Source organism: Arthrobacter sp. P1_H7 (assembly GCF_056405215.1).
This window is the reverse complement of sequence record NZ_JBFUCO010000006.1, coordinates 203,028-219,603: the sequence shown is the minus strand read 5'-3', so window position 1 is coordinate 219,603 and position 16,576 is coordinate 203,028. Positions and strand designations below refer to the sequence as shown.

16 protein-coding genes are annotated in these 16,576 nt (G+C 67.5%); 8 read left to right on the top strand and 8 right to left on the bottom strand.

What is annotated here, in order from left to right; genetic code table 11:
* Positions 1-81: 81 nt before the first annotated feature.
* The 5 genes from AC1DXI_RS08920 to AC1DXI_RS08900 form a co-directional block, all read right to left on the bottom strand.
* Positions 82-2,628, bottom strand: coding sequence for a hypothetical protein (locus AC1DXI_RS08920; protein WP_476938279.1), 2,547 nt, complete (start codon positions 2,626-2,628; stop codon positions 82-84).
* Between the two features lie 7 nt (positions 2,629-2,635).
* On the bottom strand, positions 2,636-3,412 hold the full coding sequence (locus AC1DXI_RS08915; protein ID WP_476938278.1) for a peptidoglycan-binding protein: 777 nt from the start codon (positions 3,410-3,412) through the stop codon (positions 2,636-2,638).
* Positions 3,413-3,657: 245 nt separating this feature from the next.
* A complete protein-coding gene (locus AC1DXI_RS08910) occupies positions 3,658-5,874 on the bottom strand; it encodes a S9 family peptidase (protein WP_476938277.1) in 2,217 nt (738 codons plus the stop codon).
* Between the two features lie 27 nt (positions 5,875-5,901).
* The gene (locus tag AC1DXI_RS08905; protein WP_476938276.1) at positions 5,902-7,017 is read right to left on the bottom strand and encodes an LCP family protein; all 1,116 of its coding nucleotides are present in this window, start codon (positions 7,015-7,017) and stop codon (positions 5,902-5,904) included.
* A gap of 76 nt (positions 7,018-7,093) precedes the next feature.
* Positions 7,094-8,152, bottom strand: coding sequence for an LCP family protein (locus AC1DXI_RS08900; RefSeq protein WP_476938275.1), 1,059 nt, complete (start codon positions 8,150-8,152; stop codon positions 7,094-7,096).
* A 374-nt stretch (positions 8,153-8,526) separates the two neighbouring features.
* Between AC1DXI_RS08900 and AC1DXI_RS08895 the strand changes: the two genes are divergently transcribed.
* Entirely contained in the window at positions 8,527-8,778 is a 252-nt protein-coding gene (locus AC1DXI_RS08895) for a hypothetical protein (RefSeq protein WP_476938274.1), read from the top strand.
* A 52-nt stretch (positions 8,779-8,830) separates the two neighbouring features.
* Here AC1DXI_RS08895 and AC1DXI_RS08890 read toward each other — a convergent pair whose 3' ends face one another.
* Positions 8,831-9,454, bottom strand: coding sequence for an arsenate reductase/protein-tyrosine-phosphatase family protein (locus AC1DXI_RS08890; RefSeq protein ID WP_476938273.1), 624 nt, complete (start codon positions 9,452-9,454; stop codon positions 8,831-8,833).
* Positions 9,455-9,560: 106 nt separating this feature from the next.
* Complete coding sequence (gene arfB, locus AC1DXI_RS08885) at positions 9,561-9,983, bottom strand: alternative ribosome rescue aminoacyl-tRNA hydrolase ArfB (RefSeq protein ID WP_476938272.1); 423 nt, start codon at positions 9,981-9,983, stop codon at positions 9,561-9,563.
* A 104-nt stretch (positions 9,984-10,087) separates the two neighbouring features.
* Between arfB and paaA the strand changes: the two genes are divergently transcribed.
* The 7 genes from paaA (at position 10,088) to galU (ending at position 16,007) form a co-directional block, all read left to right on the top strand.
* Positions 10,088-11,119 (top strand): 1,2-phenylacetyl-CoA epoxidase subunit PaaA, encoded by a 1,032-nt coding sequence (gene paaA, locus AC1DXI_RS08880; RefSeq protein WP_476938271.1) that lies wholly within the window; start codon positions 10,088-10,090, stop codon positions 11,117-11,119.
* The gene (gene paaB, locus AC1DXI_RS08875; protein WP_476938270.1) at positions 11,116-11,418 is read left to right on the top strand and encodes a 1,2-phenylacetyl-CoA epoxidase subunit PaaB; all 303 of its coding nucleotides are present in this window, start codon (positions 11,116-11,118) and stop codon (positions 11,416-11,418) included. The genes paaA and paaB overlap by 4 nt, the downstream gene beginning before the upstream one ends.
* A complete protein-coding gene (paaC, locus tag AC1DXI_RS08870) occupies positions 11,415-12,359 on the top strand; it encodes a 1,2-phenylacetyl-CoA epoxidase subunit PaaC (RefSeq protein WP_476938269.1) in 945 nt (314 codons plus the stop codon). Before paaB ends, paaC begins: the two co-directional genes overlap by 4 nt.
* A gap of 11 nt (positions 12,360-12,370) precedes the next feature.
* Positions 12,371-12,943: a 1,2-phenylacetyl-CoA epoxidase subunit PaaD gene (gene paaD, locus AC1DXI_RS08865; RefSeq protein ID WP_476938268.1), complete on the top strand. Its 573-nt coding sequence runs from the start codon at positions 12,371-12,373 to the stop codon at positions 12,941-12,943.
* 15 nt (positions 12,944-12,958) lie between these two features.
* Positions 12,959-14,197: a 1,2-phenylacetyl-CoA epoxidase subunit PaaE gene (gene paaE / locus AC1DXI_RS08860; RefSeq protein ID WP_476938267.1), complete on the top strand. Its 1,239-nt coding sequence runs from the start codon at positions 12,959-12,961 to the stop codon at positions 14,195-14,197.
* Between the two features lie 41 nt (positions 14,198-14,238).
* Positions 14,239-15,018 (top strand): enoyl-CoA hydratase/isomerase family protein, encoded by a 780-nt coding sequence (locus tag AC1DXI_RS08855; protein ID WP_476938266.1) that lies wholly within the window; start codon positions 14,239-14,241, stop codon positions 15,016-15,018.
* Positions 15,019-15,116: 98 nt separating this feature from the next.
* Positions 15,117-16,007 (top strand): UTP--glucose-1-phosphate uridylyltransferase GalU, encoded by an 891-nt coding sequence (gene galU, locus AC1DXI_RS08850; RefSeq protein ID WP_026537451.1) that lies wholly within the window; start codon positions 15,117-15,119, stop codon positions 16,005-16,007.
* On the opposite strand, the gene AC1DXI_RS08845 is transcribed toward galU, so the two are convergent.
* Complete coding sequence (locus tag AC1DXI_RS08845) at positions 16,004-16,468, bottom strand: Lrp/AsnC family transcriptional regulator (RefSeq protein WP_026537452.1); 465 nt, start codon at positions 16,466-16,468, stop codon at positions 16,004-16,006. The two genes, galU and AC1DXI_RS08845, sit on opposite strands and share 4 nt — an antisense overlap.
* Positions 16,469-16,576 lie beyond the last annotated feature (108 nt).

The following is a 16,576-nucleotide window of genomic DNA, read 5'->3' as shown; positions in this document are numbered from 1 at the left end:
ACACCGATCTGACGCAGATGGCCGGAATGAAGACTTCATTCCGGCCATCTGCGTCAATTCGGTCCCAAATCGGGTGCGCGCCTATGGGGCAGGCGGGGTGGTTCCCGCCGGCACGGGCGTGGCTGTCCCCGCTGCCGGCGCCGTGGGATCGGAGGGCGCCGAGGCCGCGGGCTGCGGCGTTTGCTGAGAGGCCGGATCTGTGGAGCCGGAGCCGGCGCCGGTTTCGGGAGCGGGCGACGCCGTACCACCGGTCGGCGCGGTGGTCCCGCCCGCGTCCGGTGACGGGGCCTGCGTGCTGCCGGTGCTGGCTCCCGTGGTGGCGGCAGGCGTGGCGCCGGAGGTTGCGCCGGGAGTGGCCCCCGGCGTCGAGGCCGTGCCGGCGGACCCGGCCGGGGTGGCGTTCGGATCGGCTTTGATGACCGCCATGATCTGTTCCTTGTAGGCGCTGAGCCGGCCCTGGATCTCCGAGAGCGGCTGGTTCTGCAGGTCCTTGCCGTAGGCGGCGATCTCCTGCCACAGCGCGTTGAGCCTGGCCATGCCGTCGCTGCTCAGGGGCCCGTCGAGGGTCAAGACAAGCTGGCTGGCCAGGGCGTAGGTCAGGCATCGGACGCAGTTGTAGTTCGCAGACGCCGAGAGGTTTTCCGGAACGATCACGTCGGTCTGGCCCACAATCAGGACCACCTGGAAGCCCACCGCCACGGCGGCGCAGTCGGCGCAGCTGGCAAAGGCGTAGGCCTCATTCCTGGTGTCCACGGTGTCGCCGTCCTCGGCCCAGACCAGGGCGAAGGCGACGTCGTAGACCACGGAACCGTCAGTGGTGTTGACCGCGAGCGACTGGTTGCCGTCGTCCTCCGGAGCGGCCGGCTTGTCGAAGGGGAACACCCAGGAAGGGGCAGCGGGCGCTGTCGCGGGGCCGGCCGTGTTGGACGTGCCGGACTGCCGGGGTACCAGGACCATGCTCAGCTGCGGGTCCTCGCGTGTGGGCCGCCGGGCGCCCTCCGGCCACAGGGCAACGGTCGTTCCTGACTGGCCCTCGGCCATCCGGGCCGCGGCGGTGGCCGGGAAGACGGCGGTGGTGGCGTCGGCCAGGGTGCCGCGCTCGTAGGGCTGGACCGGGCGGTAGGTGTCAGCGCCGGGCCACCAGGCCCAGGCGAGGCCCGCCGCCACCGCCGCGATCGCAACGATGGCGGTGGCACGCTGGAGGGCCTTGCCGCGGGTCTTGCGCCACAGCCCGGTGGCCAGCTGGCGGACCAGGCGCAGCAGGATGTACAAGATGCCCAGCACCGGCAGCGCGAGGCAGGCGAGCGCGATCACCCGGACGGCGGCGTCGGCGACGTCCCCGGTGGCGACGCTGTGCGAAAGCATGGACTGCTGCTTCAGGCCGTTGTCCCAGGCGGTGCCCAGGACGCGCGGCAGGGTGAGCACCATGGTGGCCATGCTGAACAGAAGCAGGGGGACCGTGACCAACACCCAGATGGTGACCACGGCCCGGGCCCAGGGCTTCAGGAGCCCGGCTTCGGGATCAGTCTTCCGCCACGGCACCAGGGCGAGCAGCGTGGGTTTGATCCGCTGGAACAGGTCCGGGACGCCGGTAGCGTCGGCCAGGATGTGGTAGCCGTCAAAGCGGACCAGCGGCATCAGCTGCCGGACCATCTGCAGGATCTGGGTGACCACCACCAACAGCAGCGCATCGAAGCCGGTGGCCCACCAGATGCCCATGATCGCGACGGCCACGATGGCGTTGAAGTACAGTCCGCCGAGGTCCGTGCGCATCCGGCCGCCGCGCCCCAGCCGGTAGGAATCGGTGACGTCGGTATAGAAGGCCGGCCACATCAGGTACAGGCCCGTCCCCATGGCGCCGGGGGTGGCCCCGCCGCGGCGGGCGGCGGCGGCGTGGCCGAACTCATGGAAACCGGCCGAGAGCACCGTGACCACCAGGATCAGCAGCACCAAGCCGGGGTTGGCGAAGGCCTCATGCGTGGCCGACGCCAGCCCCTTGACCATCAGCACCCACCAGCACGTGGCCAGGAAGGCAGCAGTCACGGCCACGACGATCAAGGGGTTGAACAGCGTGGCGAACGGCGCCGTGATCTTCCGGGTGCGCTCCGGATCGGTCACCGAGTACCGGAACCGCATGCCCAGCAGCGGATTCGATTTCTTCACCGCGGGCTCGGAACCGTCCGCCAGTTGCAGGAGCCCGAGGGGGAGCAGCTGGGAGGTGATCAGCGTGCGGACGTTCTCGGCACTGACGAGCCGTCCGAAACTGTCGCTGGCGTGCCCGGCGATTTCTTCGATGCCCCGCTGGCCGTCGATCGCCTCGAGCACCAGGTACAGCAGACGGGTGAGCTGGATGGTCTGGCCGTCGGCACGGCGGACCAGGGACGGGGCTTCCTTGTAACCGGACCCTTTCGCCTCGCCGATCAGCTGGACGCCGGCGGCCCGCACCGGAACCGGCTGCAGGGCGACCGCCACGGACGACGCCGGGCCGGCGGCGTCGCTGCGCGCGCCAGCGCCGGAGTCGGCGACGGAGTCGGCGCTGGGCGATGTGGCGTCGGCTGTGGCGCCGCCGGTGGCAGGCGCGGCGGGAGGGCCGTCCTGCCCGGACGGCCCTCCGTGCACTGTGCTCATCTAGGTGCTACTGCTTCAGGTCGGACTGCTGGTCAGCCGACGCCGTAGCGTCGCCATGGATGTCCTGGTTGATGATGGCATCCTGCTGGGCGACGGCGAACGCGTTGCTGTCGATTGAGCCGATGTTGGCGCCGACGGCAGCGTCGATCGGAGCGGCCACGTTGGCGTTGGCGGCCACCGCACCATTGATCGGTGCCGCGATGCCCGCGTTGGCGTCCAGGTTCACGTCGACGTTGAGCAGGTTGCCGCTGAGGGCGCCCGCGGCGCCGGCGGCGGCTCCCACATCCGTCGGCAGCGCGCCGCCCAGGTCCGGGGCCGTGCCATCCGGCAGGACGCCGGTGGCATCGGCAGGTACCGTGCCGGCGGGTACGGCGCCGCCGAGATCAGCCGCGGCCGGATCCGTGGCCGCAGGCGTGGGTGCAGGCGCGGGGGCCGCCGCGGTGCCGGCATCTGCGCCGGTGCCCTGGTCGATGACACTGTCCTGGGTGGAGTCTGCCGTGGCATCGCCCGTGACGCCTTGGTTGATGATGGTGCCTTGGTCGGCGAGGGCCTGGGATTCGGACCCGAAGGACAGCACGTTAGCCGAGGCGGCCGCGTCAATCGGGGCCGCCACGTTGGCGTTGGCCGCGATGCCGAGGTCGATCGGCGCCGCGGCGCTGATCCCCAGATTCAGATCGGCGTTCAGGTCCAGGACGGAGGCGACTTCCTTGTCCGGAAGAGCCGTGCCGCCCTGCGCCATCAGCTCATCATCAGTCAACGGGGTCATTCCCTGCTCAACGCTCATAACAAACTCCATCTCCGGCACCCAGTGCCCGGTCAAAGCCCTTCGACGCCCCGCCCCCAGCGGACGGGTTCCACGTCGAAGGCCCATCATGCCAGTAAATAGTAAGCATGATGACCAAATAGGCGGTAGCGGGCTCCCGGATTATTTCCGGAAAGTCCGCTGACCGGCCGGAAAGCGCATCGATTGCTCCGTAGCTGCCCTAATGGAGGTCCAAAAGGGCGGCTACGGAGCAACCGACGGGGTTCTTACTTCAGTCCGGTTCCGGGCAGCAGTTCGGTGGCGCCGAGGGAATCGGCGACGAACGCGTAGTCCCAGGCCCGTTCGCGCCACTGCACGTACCGGCCCGAGGCGCCGCCGTGGCCGCCCTCCATCTCGATTTTCAGGACAACCGGTTCGCTGCCGGTGTTCACCTCGCGCAGCCGCTGCACCCATTTGGCCGGCTCCACGTAGAGCACGCGGGTGTCGTTGAAGCTGGTGACCGCGGCGATCTTCGGGTACGCCACGGCGCGGACGTTCTCGTAGGGCGTGTACGACTTCATGTACGCGTACACGTCCGGGTCGGTGATCGGGTTGCCCCACTCCTCCCACTCCAGCGCCGAGAGCGGCAGCTCCGGGTCCAGGATGGTGGTCAACGCGTCCACGAACGGGACGGCGGCAACAATCGCTGCGTACTTTTCCGGCGCCAGGTTGGCGACGGCGCCCATCAGCAGGCCGCCGGCGGAGCCGCCCATCGCCGCGATCCGGGCCGGGTCCACCCAGCCGGAACCGGCGAGCCAGTCCGTGGCCGCAATGAAGTCGGTGAACGTGTTTTTCTTGTGCAGCTTCTTCCCGTCGTCGTACCAGTGCCGGCCCAGCTCGCCGCCGCCGCGGATGTGGGCGATCACGAACACGATGCCCCGGTCCAGCAGGGACAGCCGGGGGATCCCGAAGCCCGGATCCATGCTCATTTCGTAGGAGCCGTAGCCGTACACCAGGCCGGCCGCCGTCGAATCCTTCCGGACGGAGGCGTGGCGGAGGACCGAGAGCGGAATCCGGGTCCCGTCGGAGGCCACCGCCCACTCCCGGGTGGCAACGTAGTCCGACGGCGAGTAGCCGCCCAGTACCGGGCTCTCCTTGCGCAGCAGCAGTTCACCGGCCGGGAGCTCCGGGGTGGGCAGCACGAAGTCGTAGACCCGCGACGGGGTGAAGTACGAGGTATAGCCCATCCGGATCACGGGCGCCTCGTAGTCGGAGCCCGCGACGCCGGCGGTATACAGCTCCTCAGCGAACGCAGGTTCCACCGCGGCGCCCTGCTCCGGGGTGCCCAGTCCGGCCAGGGGCAGGACCTGGACCCTTTCAATGGTGTCCTTGCGCACGGAGACCACCGCGTGGGTCGACGTGACCCCGGCGCCGTTGACCCGGACCTGGTCGGAATGGGCGACGACGGTGTCCCAGTGCTGCTCGGCGAGCGGCTTGGCGAGCTCGGCCGGGTCCACCAGCGAGACCATGGAATTGATGGCGTCCTTGTTGTGGGTGAGCAGGATCCGCTCCTGGCCCCGGCCCGAGGCATCCGTCAGCAGGAACGGCTCGGCCTCGTAGAGGATGCGCTCGTCGCGGGAGATCACGGTGCGCAGGCCGGCGTCGAGATCGTCAAAGCGCAGCAGGCGGGTCTCGCTGAACTCGGAGCAGCCGATGCTGAGCACCAGGTGGCGCCGGTCGGCCGAGAGTTCGAAGCCGAGCCACATGGCGACGTCGTCCTCCTGGTAGACGACTGTGTCCTCGCCGACGGGTGTGCCGAGTACGTGGGACTTGACCTGGTACGGCCGCCACGAGTCGTCGACCACGGTGTAGAAGATCCGGCTGCCGTCGGGGGAGAAGGAGATGCCGTAGAAGACGTTCTCGATCACGTCCGGCAGCAGCTCACCGGTGCGGAGGTCCTTGATCCGCAGCGTGAAGCGCTCGTCGCCGGCGTTGTCCACGGCATAGGCATAGAGGGTGCCGTCGATGGTCGTGGCGGCCCCGCCCACGGCGAAGAACGGCTTGCCCTCGGCCTCGAGGTTGCCATCGAGGAGGACTTCCTCGCCGGGGATGACAACGCCGGCCTCCACGGCCGGGGGAGTCCAGTCCGCGACGCGGTCCCCGGTGTCCTGGCCGCGCACGCGGCAGTGGATGCCGTACTCCTTGCCCTCGACGGAGCGGGTGAAGTACCACCAGCCGTCCTTGCGGTTCGGGACGGAAAGGTCAGTTTCCTGGGTGCGGCCCTTGATTTCCTGGAAGATCGCTTCGCGTAGCGGCTCCTGGTGCGCGGTCACGGACTCCTGGTAGGAGTTTTCCGCTTTGAGCAGGTCCACGACCTCTGCGGACTCCTTGTCCCGGAGCCATTCGTAGTTGTCCTCGAATGCGTCGCCGTGGTGGGTGCGCACCGAGGGAACTTTCCGGGCGACGGGAGGCTGCGGGGACGGCTGGGCGGGAGTCTGGGTCATGGACCCAATCTACCGAAGAGCGGCGCCTCAATTGCCGTTCTGCAGGTTGTTGGCCGCGACGTAGCCGGCGAGCGTTCCCGAACGCAGTGCGGCGGAGACCGCGGCGGTCGCGGCAGGGTCTCTCAGTACAATCGACTGGCCGTCCCGGCTGGTCCCGGTGCCGGCGGTCGGCAGGGTGAAGAACACGGTACGCCCCGGCGGGGTGTTCCGCAGGCTGAAGGCGAGGTCTTCCAGCGGCTTCAGGGTGAAGCTTGCGTCCAAGGTCACGTGCGGCAGCACCGTTTTGATGAGTTTGCGGACGGTGCCGCGGTCCGCCAAGCCGCCTTCGGAAGCCATCTTGGCCATCATGGCTTTCAGGAAAGTCTGCTGGTTCCGGACCCGCTGGTAATCGCCGTCCGCGAAGGCATGGCGTTCGCGGACAAAGGCCAGGGCCTGCAGCCCGTTAAGGTGGTTCACGCCCGCCGGAAAATGCACCTTGTCATCTGCGGTGGCGGTGAACGGCTGTTTGATGGTGACGTCGACGCCGCCAAGGGCATCCGTCATGGCCGCGAACCCTTGAAAATCCAGCATCACCGTGTGGTCGATGTGGGCACCCAGCAGCACCTCCACCGTCCGCGTCATCAGCGGCACTCCGCCCAGTTCCAGTGCGGCATTCACCTTCGCGGCTCCGTGGCCGGGGATGTCTACCCAGAGGTCGCGCATGATCGAGATGCCGTAGACGTTCTTCCGGTCCGCCGGGAGGTGGATCAGCACAAGGGCGTCGCCGCGCTGGTCGGAGGTGGTGCCGCGGGCCGCCGCCGCCCGCTCATTCACCCGGCTGTCGCTCCCGATCAGCAGGATGTTGAGGGCGACGGCGGGTGGTTCCGGGGTGGGCGTGGGGCKGGGCGCCGGCGTGGGGCTGGCCGGCGTCGCGGTCGCGGCCGCCGGGGCGGCGGCCGGTGCCGTGGTTCCGGCCGGTCCGGGGCTACCGGGCCGGACCCCGGGGAGAACGTACGCCGCGACCGCGACGGCCACCGCGGCGGCGACCGCGAGCAGTACTCCCAGCAGCAGCATCGTCCGGCGGCGGGCGCCTGCAGCGGCGGGCGGGGGAGGGGGCGGGGACGCCGCGGATGCCGCTGCTGCTGGCTCCGGAGCGTTCCCCATAAGCGGACGCTACCACTGCGCCCCGGCCGCGGACTATGGGTCCAAGGGCCTCTCCGGGCGCCTCACCCGGCCGGGCTTAGTTGCCGTTCTCGAACTTGTTCGCCGCAATGTATTCGCCCAGGGTGTCAGAGGCCATCGCCGCGGAGATTTGTTGGATGGCGTCCGGGTCGGCCAGCACGATCGACTGGCCGTCCGTGGACGTTCCGATGCCCCCGGTCGGCAGGGTGAACATGACGGTGTTCTGCGCCCGGATGTCCTTGAGTTCGAGCCCCAGCCCTGCCACGGCTCCCGAATCGAAGGTTTTGTCGACCGTGACGAACGGCGAGACGGCACCCACCATGTTGTTGATGGTGATCGGGTTGCTCAGCGTCTGGCCGGCGATCGATTTCTTGATGATGGCCCGCAGGAACTCCTGCTGGTTGCGGACCCGCTGGTAGTCGCCGTCGGCGTAGGCATGGCGTTCGCGCACGAAGGCCAGGGCTTGGGTTCCATCGAAGGTGTGCTGGCCCGGGGCGAAGGACTGGCCAGGCAGTGCGGTCGAGGTGAACGGTACCTTGATGTTCACGCTTACCCCGCCCAACGCGTCGGTGAGTCCCTTGAAGCCTTCGAAGTCGATCATCGCCACGTGATCGATGCGCTGCTGGAAGATCGACTCGATGGTCTGCACCATCAACGGCGTACCGCCAAGAGCCAGCGCCGAGTTGATTTTCGCCTCGCCGTGCCCGGGAATGTCCACCCAGAGGTCGCGCATGATGGACATGGTGTAGATGTTCTTGCGGTCCGCCGGGATGTGCATGAGCATCAGCGTGTCCGCGCGCTGGTTTGTGGGCGTTCCGCCCGCGGCATCAGCCTCGGCGGCGCCGCGGCTGTCGCTGCCCATCACCAGGATATTCATCGCGGAGTTTGTCTTCTGCGGCCGCGTGGACTCGTCGGGGAAGGCCTGCTCAATCTTGCTCGTACCGGAGTCGAAGGTCCGTGCCAGGTTGAAGAGGTAGCCTCCAGCCACCACCGCGACGAGCGCCACCACCACTGCGACGGCGATCAGCACCTTGCGGCCTCGGTGTTTCTTCAGGGGCCGCCGTTCCCTGGATCCGGCCGCGGGGACTTGGTCTGCGCTGTCGAAGGGGTGCGTCATGTGTTCCTCTTGATCAGCCGGGACGGTGCCCGGAATCTATCTGTCCGTACTCAGGCTGGCTGCGCCGGGGGCCAGGCGCCGGAAAGTGGGCGCGGTGGCGGCCTTCTTTACAGTACACCGGGCACGGCAACAACACTTCTGGCCCAAGAAGGCGCTAGATAACGCGGGGTTTCCCGGATATGAAGCGCACTGTTGCCTGCGTCACACTCCCTGCCTAGGCTGGGGGCGGTCGCAGCGTCGCGGCCAAACCGGTCGCAGCGTCGCGGCCAAAGCAGTAAATGCACGAACAGGGGAATCGTTTGAACCACAAACTCCGGGTTCTTGTCAGGCTCGACCTCGATTGCGGTCAGGCAGAAGTAGCAGCGCAGGGACATGTGACGGCAAGAAGCCTCCAGGCCCTGTACGTGGTGGTCAAGCGGGCGAACCACCTGAGGGAAGGACTCCACCTGGTGTTGGATGTCAGCCACGCCGTGGTGGAGCCGGCGGCCCTTGAGCAGCTGCGGGAGTGCTCAGCCTCCCACCACCTGCCCGCCGCCATTGATCCGCTTCAGACGGAATGCCAGCTCAGCATAGTGGCGCCGGTGGAAACGACGGCAGTACCCCGGGCCAGGATGTTGGCGGCATAGCTCCGGCTCGTCGAACGAAACTCCTCCGGGAGTGCCCGGCTATTACGGCCGCTCAGCCATTGTGCCGCTCAGCTGCAGTGCGCGCGAAACGCAGGATGGTGAAGAGCGCGGGCGCAAGCTCGTACTCCATCTGCCGGTACATTCCTTCGCCGCGCCCGTAGGGATCCACGACGTCGTCCTCTGAAGCGTCCTGGGCAAGCGTCAAGTGCCGGACCGCAGCGGCCCGGGCGGGCAACTCGCGCCAAAAACTTCCCAGGTCCACGGCCGGATCCGCCGTGCCATCCCGCTGCGTGCTGCCCCGCTGTTCCAGGACCCTCAGCATGCGCGCGAACTCACGGACGGTAAACGTGCGCCGGAGCGCGGAGGCATCCAGCTGCAGCGCTTCGCCGCGGTGATGTGCGGCCATGGTCAGGACCAGATCGGTGTCGCGCAGGATCTTCGGCGTCAACTGCCGGGCGGCAAAGCCTTCCGGTGTTCCGCCATAGGCCCGGATGATGTCCGCTGAGCTGGGCTGGACGGGCTCGCCCACCATGGCCCGCGTGCCGGCACTCTCTACCTGGAAGGCGCCGGGTTTCATCCGGTCAAGTCCTGCCCGGAGCAGGCGTTCTGCGACGGGGGAACGGCAGATGTTCCCTGTGCAGATGGTCAGGATCCGAATGGGTGAGGACGACTCCAAGGCTTCCTTTTCCGGTTCGTGAGGCTTAGCGGCGACGTGATGTTCGAGCTTATCCTCCCCCGGGCACCGGCGTGCGTTTCCCCGCTGACTGGATGCCTGGACGGCGCTATTCGGCGGACGGCCGCCGTCGTTGCTGTTTCGTTGCCGCCCGCTTTTCCTTGGCGGCGAGGCGTCGACGGTTCGAGCCGCGGGTGGGTTTGGTCGCGCGCCGGCGGGCAGCCTCGGGGGCAAGACCCTCTGCCACGAGGCCGGCGAGCTTGGCCAGGGCGATCTCGCGGTTGCGCAACTGAGAGCGCTGATCGGCGGCGGTCACGGTGATAACCCCGGTGATGAGGCGCCGTTCAAGGCGCGTGGCCAGCATCAGCCGTTGGCCATCCGAAAGCGCCGTCGAGGCCGCGACATTCCACGAGAGTTCGACGCGGCTGTCCGAGGTGTTGACGTGCTGGCCGCCGGGCCCGGACGACCGCGAGAACCGCCAGCGGAGTTCCGACGCGGGAATGGTGAGCGCGGCCGACACCTCCAGATCCATACAACCAGCGTTGCACGGATTCCTGTCCTTGACGCATCTCCGGCCTTCCGCATATCCTGAACGAACGGTCGGTAATTATTTATCGGAAATCATTAGGAGCAACCATGGCATCGCAGACCCTGCAGTCAGTGCCCGCCGAGCCATCGCAGGCACGGCATGAACCGAGCCCCGAGGACGCGGCCCGGCGCGACGCCGAGGGCCAGGCATACTTCGACAAGGTCATGGCGGAAGATTCCCGGATCGAGCCGCATGACTGGATGCCCCCGGCCTACCGCAAAACGCTCCTGCGCCAGATCTCGCAGCACGCGCACTCGGAGATCATTGGCATGCAGCCCGAAGCCAACTGGATCTCCCGCGCCCCGAGCCTGAAGCGTAAGGCCATCCTCATGGCCAAGGTCCAGGACGAGGCCGGCCACGGACTCTACCTGTATTCCGCTGCCGAAACCCTCGGCCAGCCACGCGATCAGATGATGCAGGACCTGATGGACGGCAAGGCCAAGTACTCCTCCATCTTCAACTACCCCGCCCGCACCTGGGCAGACATGGGTGCCATCGGCTGGATGGTCGACGGCGCCGCGATCGCCAACCAGGTGCCGCTCTGCCGCGCCTCTTTCGGCCCCTACGGCCGGGCCATGGTGCGGGTCTGCAAGGAAGAGTCCTTCCACCAGCGCCAGGGCTTTGAGATCCTGCTGGAACTCTCCAACGGCACCCCGGAGCAGAAGCAGATGGCGCAGGAAGCGGTGAACCGCTGGTACGCCCCCGCCCTGATGATGTTCGGCCCGCCGGACGACGATTCGCCCAACTCCAAGCAGTCCATGGCCTGGAACATCAAGCGATTCAGCAATGACGAGCTCCGCAACCGGTTTGTCGGCATGATGATGGAGCAGGTCAAGGTCCTCGGCCTGACGCTTCCGGACAAGGACATCCGGTTCAACGAGGAAACCAAGAAGTGGGAGCACGGGCCGCTGGACTGGGCTGAATTCCATGAAGTCCTGGCCGGCCGCGGCCCCTGCAACGCCCAGCGTCTGGAACGGCGCCGCGAGGCACACCAGAACGGCGCCTGGGTGCGCGAAGCCGCCGCCGCCTACGCGGAAAAGCAGGCAAAGAAGCAAGCAGAAAAGGTATCCGCAGCATGACAACAGAGCCCCAAGCAGGAAACGTCTGGCCCATCTGGGAAGTATTTGTCCGCTCCAGCCGCGGCCTGTCCCACGTCCATGCAGGATCGCTACACGCGCCCGACGCGGCCATGGCCCTGCGAAACGCCCGGGACCTCTACACCCGCCGCAACGAAGGGGTGTCCATCTGGGTGGTTCCGGCCGACGCCATCGCCTCCAGCGACCCCGATTCCAAGGGCTCCTTCTTCGAATCCCCCCAGGGCAAGGACTACCGCCACGCCACGTACTACACCAAGAGTGAGGGCGTGAAGCACCTGTGAGCACCACTCCCGAAACTGCCCTGCCCGCAGAAGAAACGGCCGGCCACGGCGACATCAACGTCGGCGTCACCGGAGCCAGCGGTAGCGGCGAGGCCACGGCCAGCGCCACCCGCATCACCCCCGGCAACGCCCTCCGTCCGGAGGACATTGCCCTCGCCGTCAGCCGCGGCTCCGCGAAGCCGAGCGAGGACGCTGCCGAGTTCGCGTTGCGCCTGGGTGACGACGCCCTGATCCTGGCCCAGCGGCTGGGCCACTGGATCTCCCGCGCCCCGGAGCTCGAAGAGGATGTCGCCCTCGGCAACATCGCTCTGGATGAACTGGGCCATGCCCGGTCCTTCCTCAGCTACGCCGGCGGCGCTCTCGGAGAGGACGGCACAGCCCGCAGCGAAGACGATCTCGCCTACTTCCGCAGCGAGCATGAGTTCCGCTCCGCGGCGCTCTTCGAGCAGCCGAACGGGGACTTCGCCGTCACCATCGCCCGGCAATTCGTGGTCAGCTACTACCAGTTCGAGCTCTACCGCCGGCTGATGTCCTCCACCGACTCCACCCTGGCCGGCATCGCCGCCAAGGCGGTCAAGGAAGTGGACTACCACCGGGACCACAGCGCCCAGTGGGTGCTGCGCCTGGCCCTCGGCACGGACGAATCGCGCCAGCGGATGAGCCACGCGTTCAAAGTCGTCTGGCCTTTCGTCGATGAGCTGTTCCACGACGACGAACTCACCGGACGCCTCAGCGAAGCCGGCGCCGCGCCCCAGCCGTCGAGCCTGCGCGAGGATTTCGACCGGCTCACCGGCGAGGTCCTGGCCGAAGCGGAGCTCGAGGTCCCCAACGTCCAGCCAACACCGGGCGGGGGCCGCCGGGGTCTGCACTCCGAACACCTCGGCTACATCCTCGCCGAGATGCAGGTGCTCGCCCGCGAGCACCCCGGAGCCAGCTGGTAGAAACCATGGATATGTTTGTTTCTGATCCGGAAACCGCCGAGCGCCGCAACGCCGCCAAGGGCAACACCGCCCGGGAAAAGGCCTGGGCGGTGGCTGCCACAGTATGCGACCCCGAAATCCCGGTCCTCACCATCGCGGACCTCGGCATCCTTCGCGATGTCCAGGTCTCGACGGAACCAAGCACTGACGACGGCGGGATGGTTCCCGCCGTCCAGGTCACCATCACCCCGACGTACTCCGGCTGTCCCGCCATGGACGCCATCCGGGATGACCTCACCACGGCTTTCCACCGCGCGGGGTACCCGAGCGTCCGGGTGGAACTTGTCCTCTCGCCGGCCTGGACCACCGACTGGATGAGCGAGGACGGCAAGGCCAAGCTGGAGCAGTACGGGATCGCTCCGCCCTCGGGCCACTCAGCGGCCACCCGGCACGCCGGCCCGGTCCGGCTCGCGCTCGCCGTCAAGTGCCCCCAGTGCTCATCCCTCAACACCAAAGAACTCACCCGCTTCGGTTCCACATCCTGCAAGGCCCTCTACGTGTGCCAGGACTGCAAGGAACCGTTCGACTACTTCAAAGTCTTGTAAGGAACAGGTGCCTCCATGAAGGTTGTCCGCCAGACCGCCGCGGAGTCGGCCGCAGTCACCGGCCGCCGTCGTGCGTCCTTCCACACGCTGACGGTGGACGAGGTCCGCCGGCTCACCGACGACGCCATCGAGGTGACGTTCGGGGTCCCGGCCGAGCTCGCCGGACAGTTCGACTACCTGCCGGGCCAGTACGTCGCGCTGCGCACCACGCTGCCCGACGCCGACGGCCAGCCGCACGAGATCCGCCGCAGCTACTCGATCTGCGCCGAACCGCGCAGTTTCGCGGACGGCAGCAGCGAAATCCGCGTCGCCATCAAGAAAGACCTCGGGGGCCTGTTCTCCACGTGGGCCAATGCCGAGCTCAAGGCCGGCGACGTCCTGGACGTCATGAGCCCCATGGGTGCCTTTGTCTCCAAGCACGGCCGCGACGGCAAATCCGTGGAACAGAACGTCATGAACTCGATGAATCACCCGCAGGACATGGCAACAGAGTTGGCGGGTGAGCCCGGCTCCTTCGTGGCGATCGCCGCCGGCTCCGGCATCACCCCCGTGATCGCCATCGCCCGCACCCTGCTGGCGGCCCACCCGGAGACCCGCTTCGACCTCATCTACGCCAACAAGGCCGCCATGGACGTGATGTTCCTGGAAGAACTCGCGGACCTGAAGGACAGATACCCCGCCCGGCTGGCATTGCACCACGTCCTTTCGCGTGAACAGCGGATCGCGCCGCTGCTCAGCGGCAGGATCGACGCCGAGAAGCTGCAGGCCCTGCTGGGCACCGCGATCCACGCCGAAGACGTTGACGAATGGTTCCTTTGCGGCCCGTTCGAACTCGTCCAGCTCTGCCGGGACACGCTCGCCGCGCGCGGTGTCGCCCCGGAGCACGTCCGCTTCGAACTGTTCACCTCGGGCAAGCCGGAGCGCCCCGAGGGCAACATTGGCCGGCCCGTGGTCACGGACGAATCCAAGGAAACCTACAAGATCACGTTCAAGCTGGACGGGCTGCAGGGCGAAGTGGCCAGCCCCACCCATGCCCGTGAGTCCGTCCTCAACGCCGCCCTCCGGGTCCGCCCCGATGTGCCGTTCGCCTGTGCCGGCGGCGTCTGCGGCACCTGCCGGGCCAAGGTGGTCAGCGGCAACGTCACCATGGACGAGAACTACGCCCTGGAGCAGGATGAGCTCGACAAGGGCTACGTCCTGACCTGCCAGTCCCACCCCACCACCCCGGAAGTCACGGTGGACTTCGACGTCTAAGGTTTTTCGACGTCCAGGCCTTTTCGAATCCAAGGAGCCCCATGATTTCCCTTTCCATCGCCGACGGCGTCGCCGAGGTCGTCCTCGACGCCCCGCACAAGCTGAACTCCCTCGACGAGCAGGCGCTCGCGGATTTGTCCCGGGCGTACGACGACGCCGCTGACGCCGCCGCGCGCGGTGAAGTCCGGGCGCTGCTGCTCCGCGGCGAGGGCCGGGCCTTCTGCGCCGGCCGTGACATCGCCGGCGTGACCCCGGAGAGCGATGACGCGCAGGCCTACCTCGGCGGGCTCGTCCAGCCGCTGCTGAAGAAAATGAGCGCCTTCCCCGCGCCCACGTTCGCCGCTGCCCAGGGCGCCTGCCTCGGCGTGGGGCTGGGGCTGCTGCTGGCCACAGACGTGGTCTACGTGGCAGAGAATGCCAAGGTCGGCTCACCGTTCGCCAGGCTCGGTGCCACCCTCGATTCGGGCGGGCACTGGTATTTCACCGAGCGCCTGGGCATGCACCGGACCCTGGACCTGATCTACACCGCCGAGCTCATGAGCGGCGCCGACGCCGTGGCGCAGGGCCTGTTCAGCCGGGCCATGCCCGCGGCGGAACTGCTGGACAATACCCGCGCCATCGTGGCCAACGTTGCCACCGGCGCCACGGGTGCGTTCCGGGCCAGCAAGGAGCTCGTCGCGCACATCCGGGACCAGCGGCTGGGGCTGTGGGAGGCCATGGAGGAAGAAAACGCAGAACAGGCACGGCTGTGCAAGAGCGAGGACTACGCCGAGGGTTTCCGCGCCTTCCAGGAGAAGCGCAGCCCGGTTTTCAAGGGCTGAGGGCCGGCCAGGCCGGGCGTCCCGGAAACGTGCTTTCGTGGTACTCGTCTTTGCTTCGAAGCATTTTCATTTCCGGAACCCGCTTGTAATGTTCGGTTATGACTCTGGGGAAATCTGTAAACAAGGCTGTCATACCTGCGGCGGGACTGGGAACGCGGTTCCTGCCGGCAACTAAGGCGATGCCCAAGGAAATGCTGCCCGTGGTCGACCAGCCGGCCATCCAGTACGTGGTGGAAGAAGCCGTCCGGGCCGGGCTGACGGACTTGCTGATGGTGACCGGGCGCCAGAAGCGGGCGCTGGAGGACCACTTCGACCGCGAGCCCTCGCTGGAGCACGCCCTCGAACTCAAGGGTGATTTCGACAGGCTGGAGGCCGTCCGCCACGCTTCCCGCCTGGGCCCGCTGCACTACGTGCGCCAGGGCGATCCCAAAGGCCTCGGCCATGCGGTCCTCTGCGCCCGCCAGCATGTCGGGTACGAACCGTTCGCCGTCCTGCTGGGCGATGACCTGATCGACGAGCGGGACGAGCTGCTGACCGCCATGATGGAGGTCCAGGCCCGGACGGGCGGCTCCGTTGTGGCCCTGATCGAGGTGGATCCGGCGGAAATCAGTGCCTACGGCTGCGCCGACGTTTCGGCGGTGCCGGGCCAGGACCATGTGCGGGTCAACCGGCTCGTGGAGAAGCCTGCCGCAGCCGAGGCCCCGTCCAACCTGGCCGTGATCGGCCGGTACATCCTGCATCCGGAGATTTTCGATGTCCTGGAGGACACCCCGCCCGGCCGCGGTGGTGAAATCCAGCTCACCGACGCGCTGCAGACCCTGGCCGTGTCCGACTGCGAGGGCGGAGGCGTCTACGGGGTGGTCTTCCGGGGCCGCCGGTATGACACCGGAGACAAACTCAGCTACCTCAAGGCGGTCATCTCGATCGCTGCCGACCGGGTGGAGTTCGGCGAAGAGCTCCGGGCCTGGATGAAGGCGTTCGTCAGCTAGCGGGTGTCCAGGTCCTCGAACACCAGGAACGTCTGGGTGTCCAGCACCCCGGGCATGGACTGCAGCTGGTCGAAGATCACCCGGCGCAGGTCGATGTTGTCCACGGCGCGCACCAGCAGGATGACATCGAAGTCCCCGCCCACCAGCGCGATGTGGTGGACCTCGGGGATGGCGCGCAGGAGTTCGCGCAGCTCGCGCCAGGAATGCTGGCGCACCTTCAGTGTGACGTAGGCAGAAGACTTCAGGCCGGCCTTGATGGGATCCACCAGGGCGGTGAACTTGGTCAGGACGCCTTCGCCGGTGAGCCGGGCGATCCGGGTGTAGGCGTGGGCGCGGGAAATATGGACGTTCTCGGCCACCTGTGTCACCGACATCCGGCCGTCCCGGGTCAGCTCCGCGATGATGTTCCGGTCCACATCGTCCAGCGGCACCGCCACCTGCTCTGATTCGAGCTCTGCCATTCGTCTACAACCCCCGTCGGTAATCCAGCTCACACTTACGATTTGTCTTTCAGATTAGGGCAAATTTGTGGACATCTCCACGATTCCCCGGAGAGGTGGATACGAAAC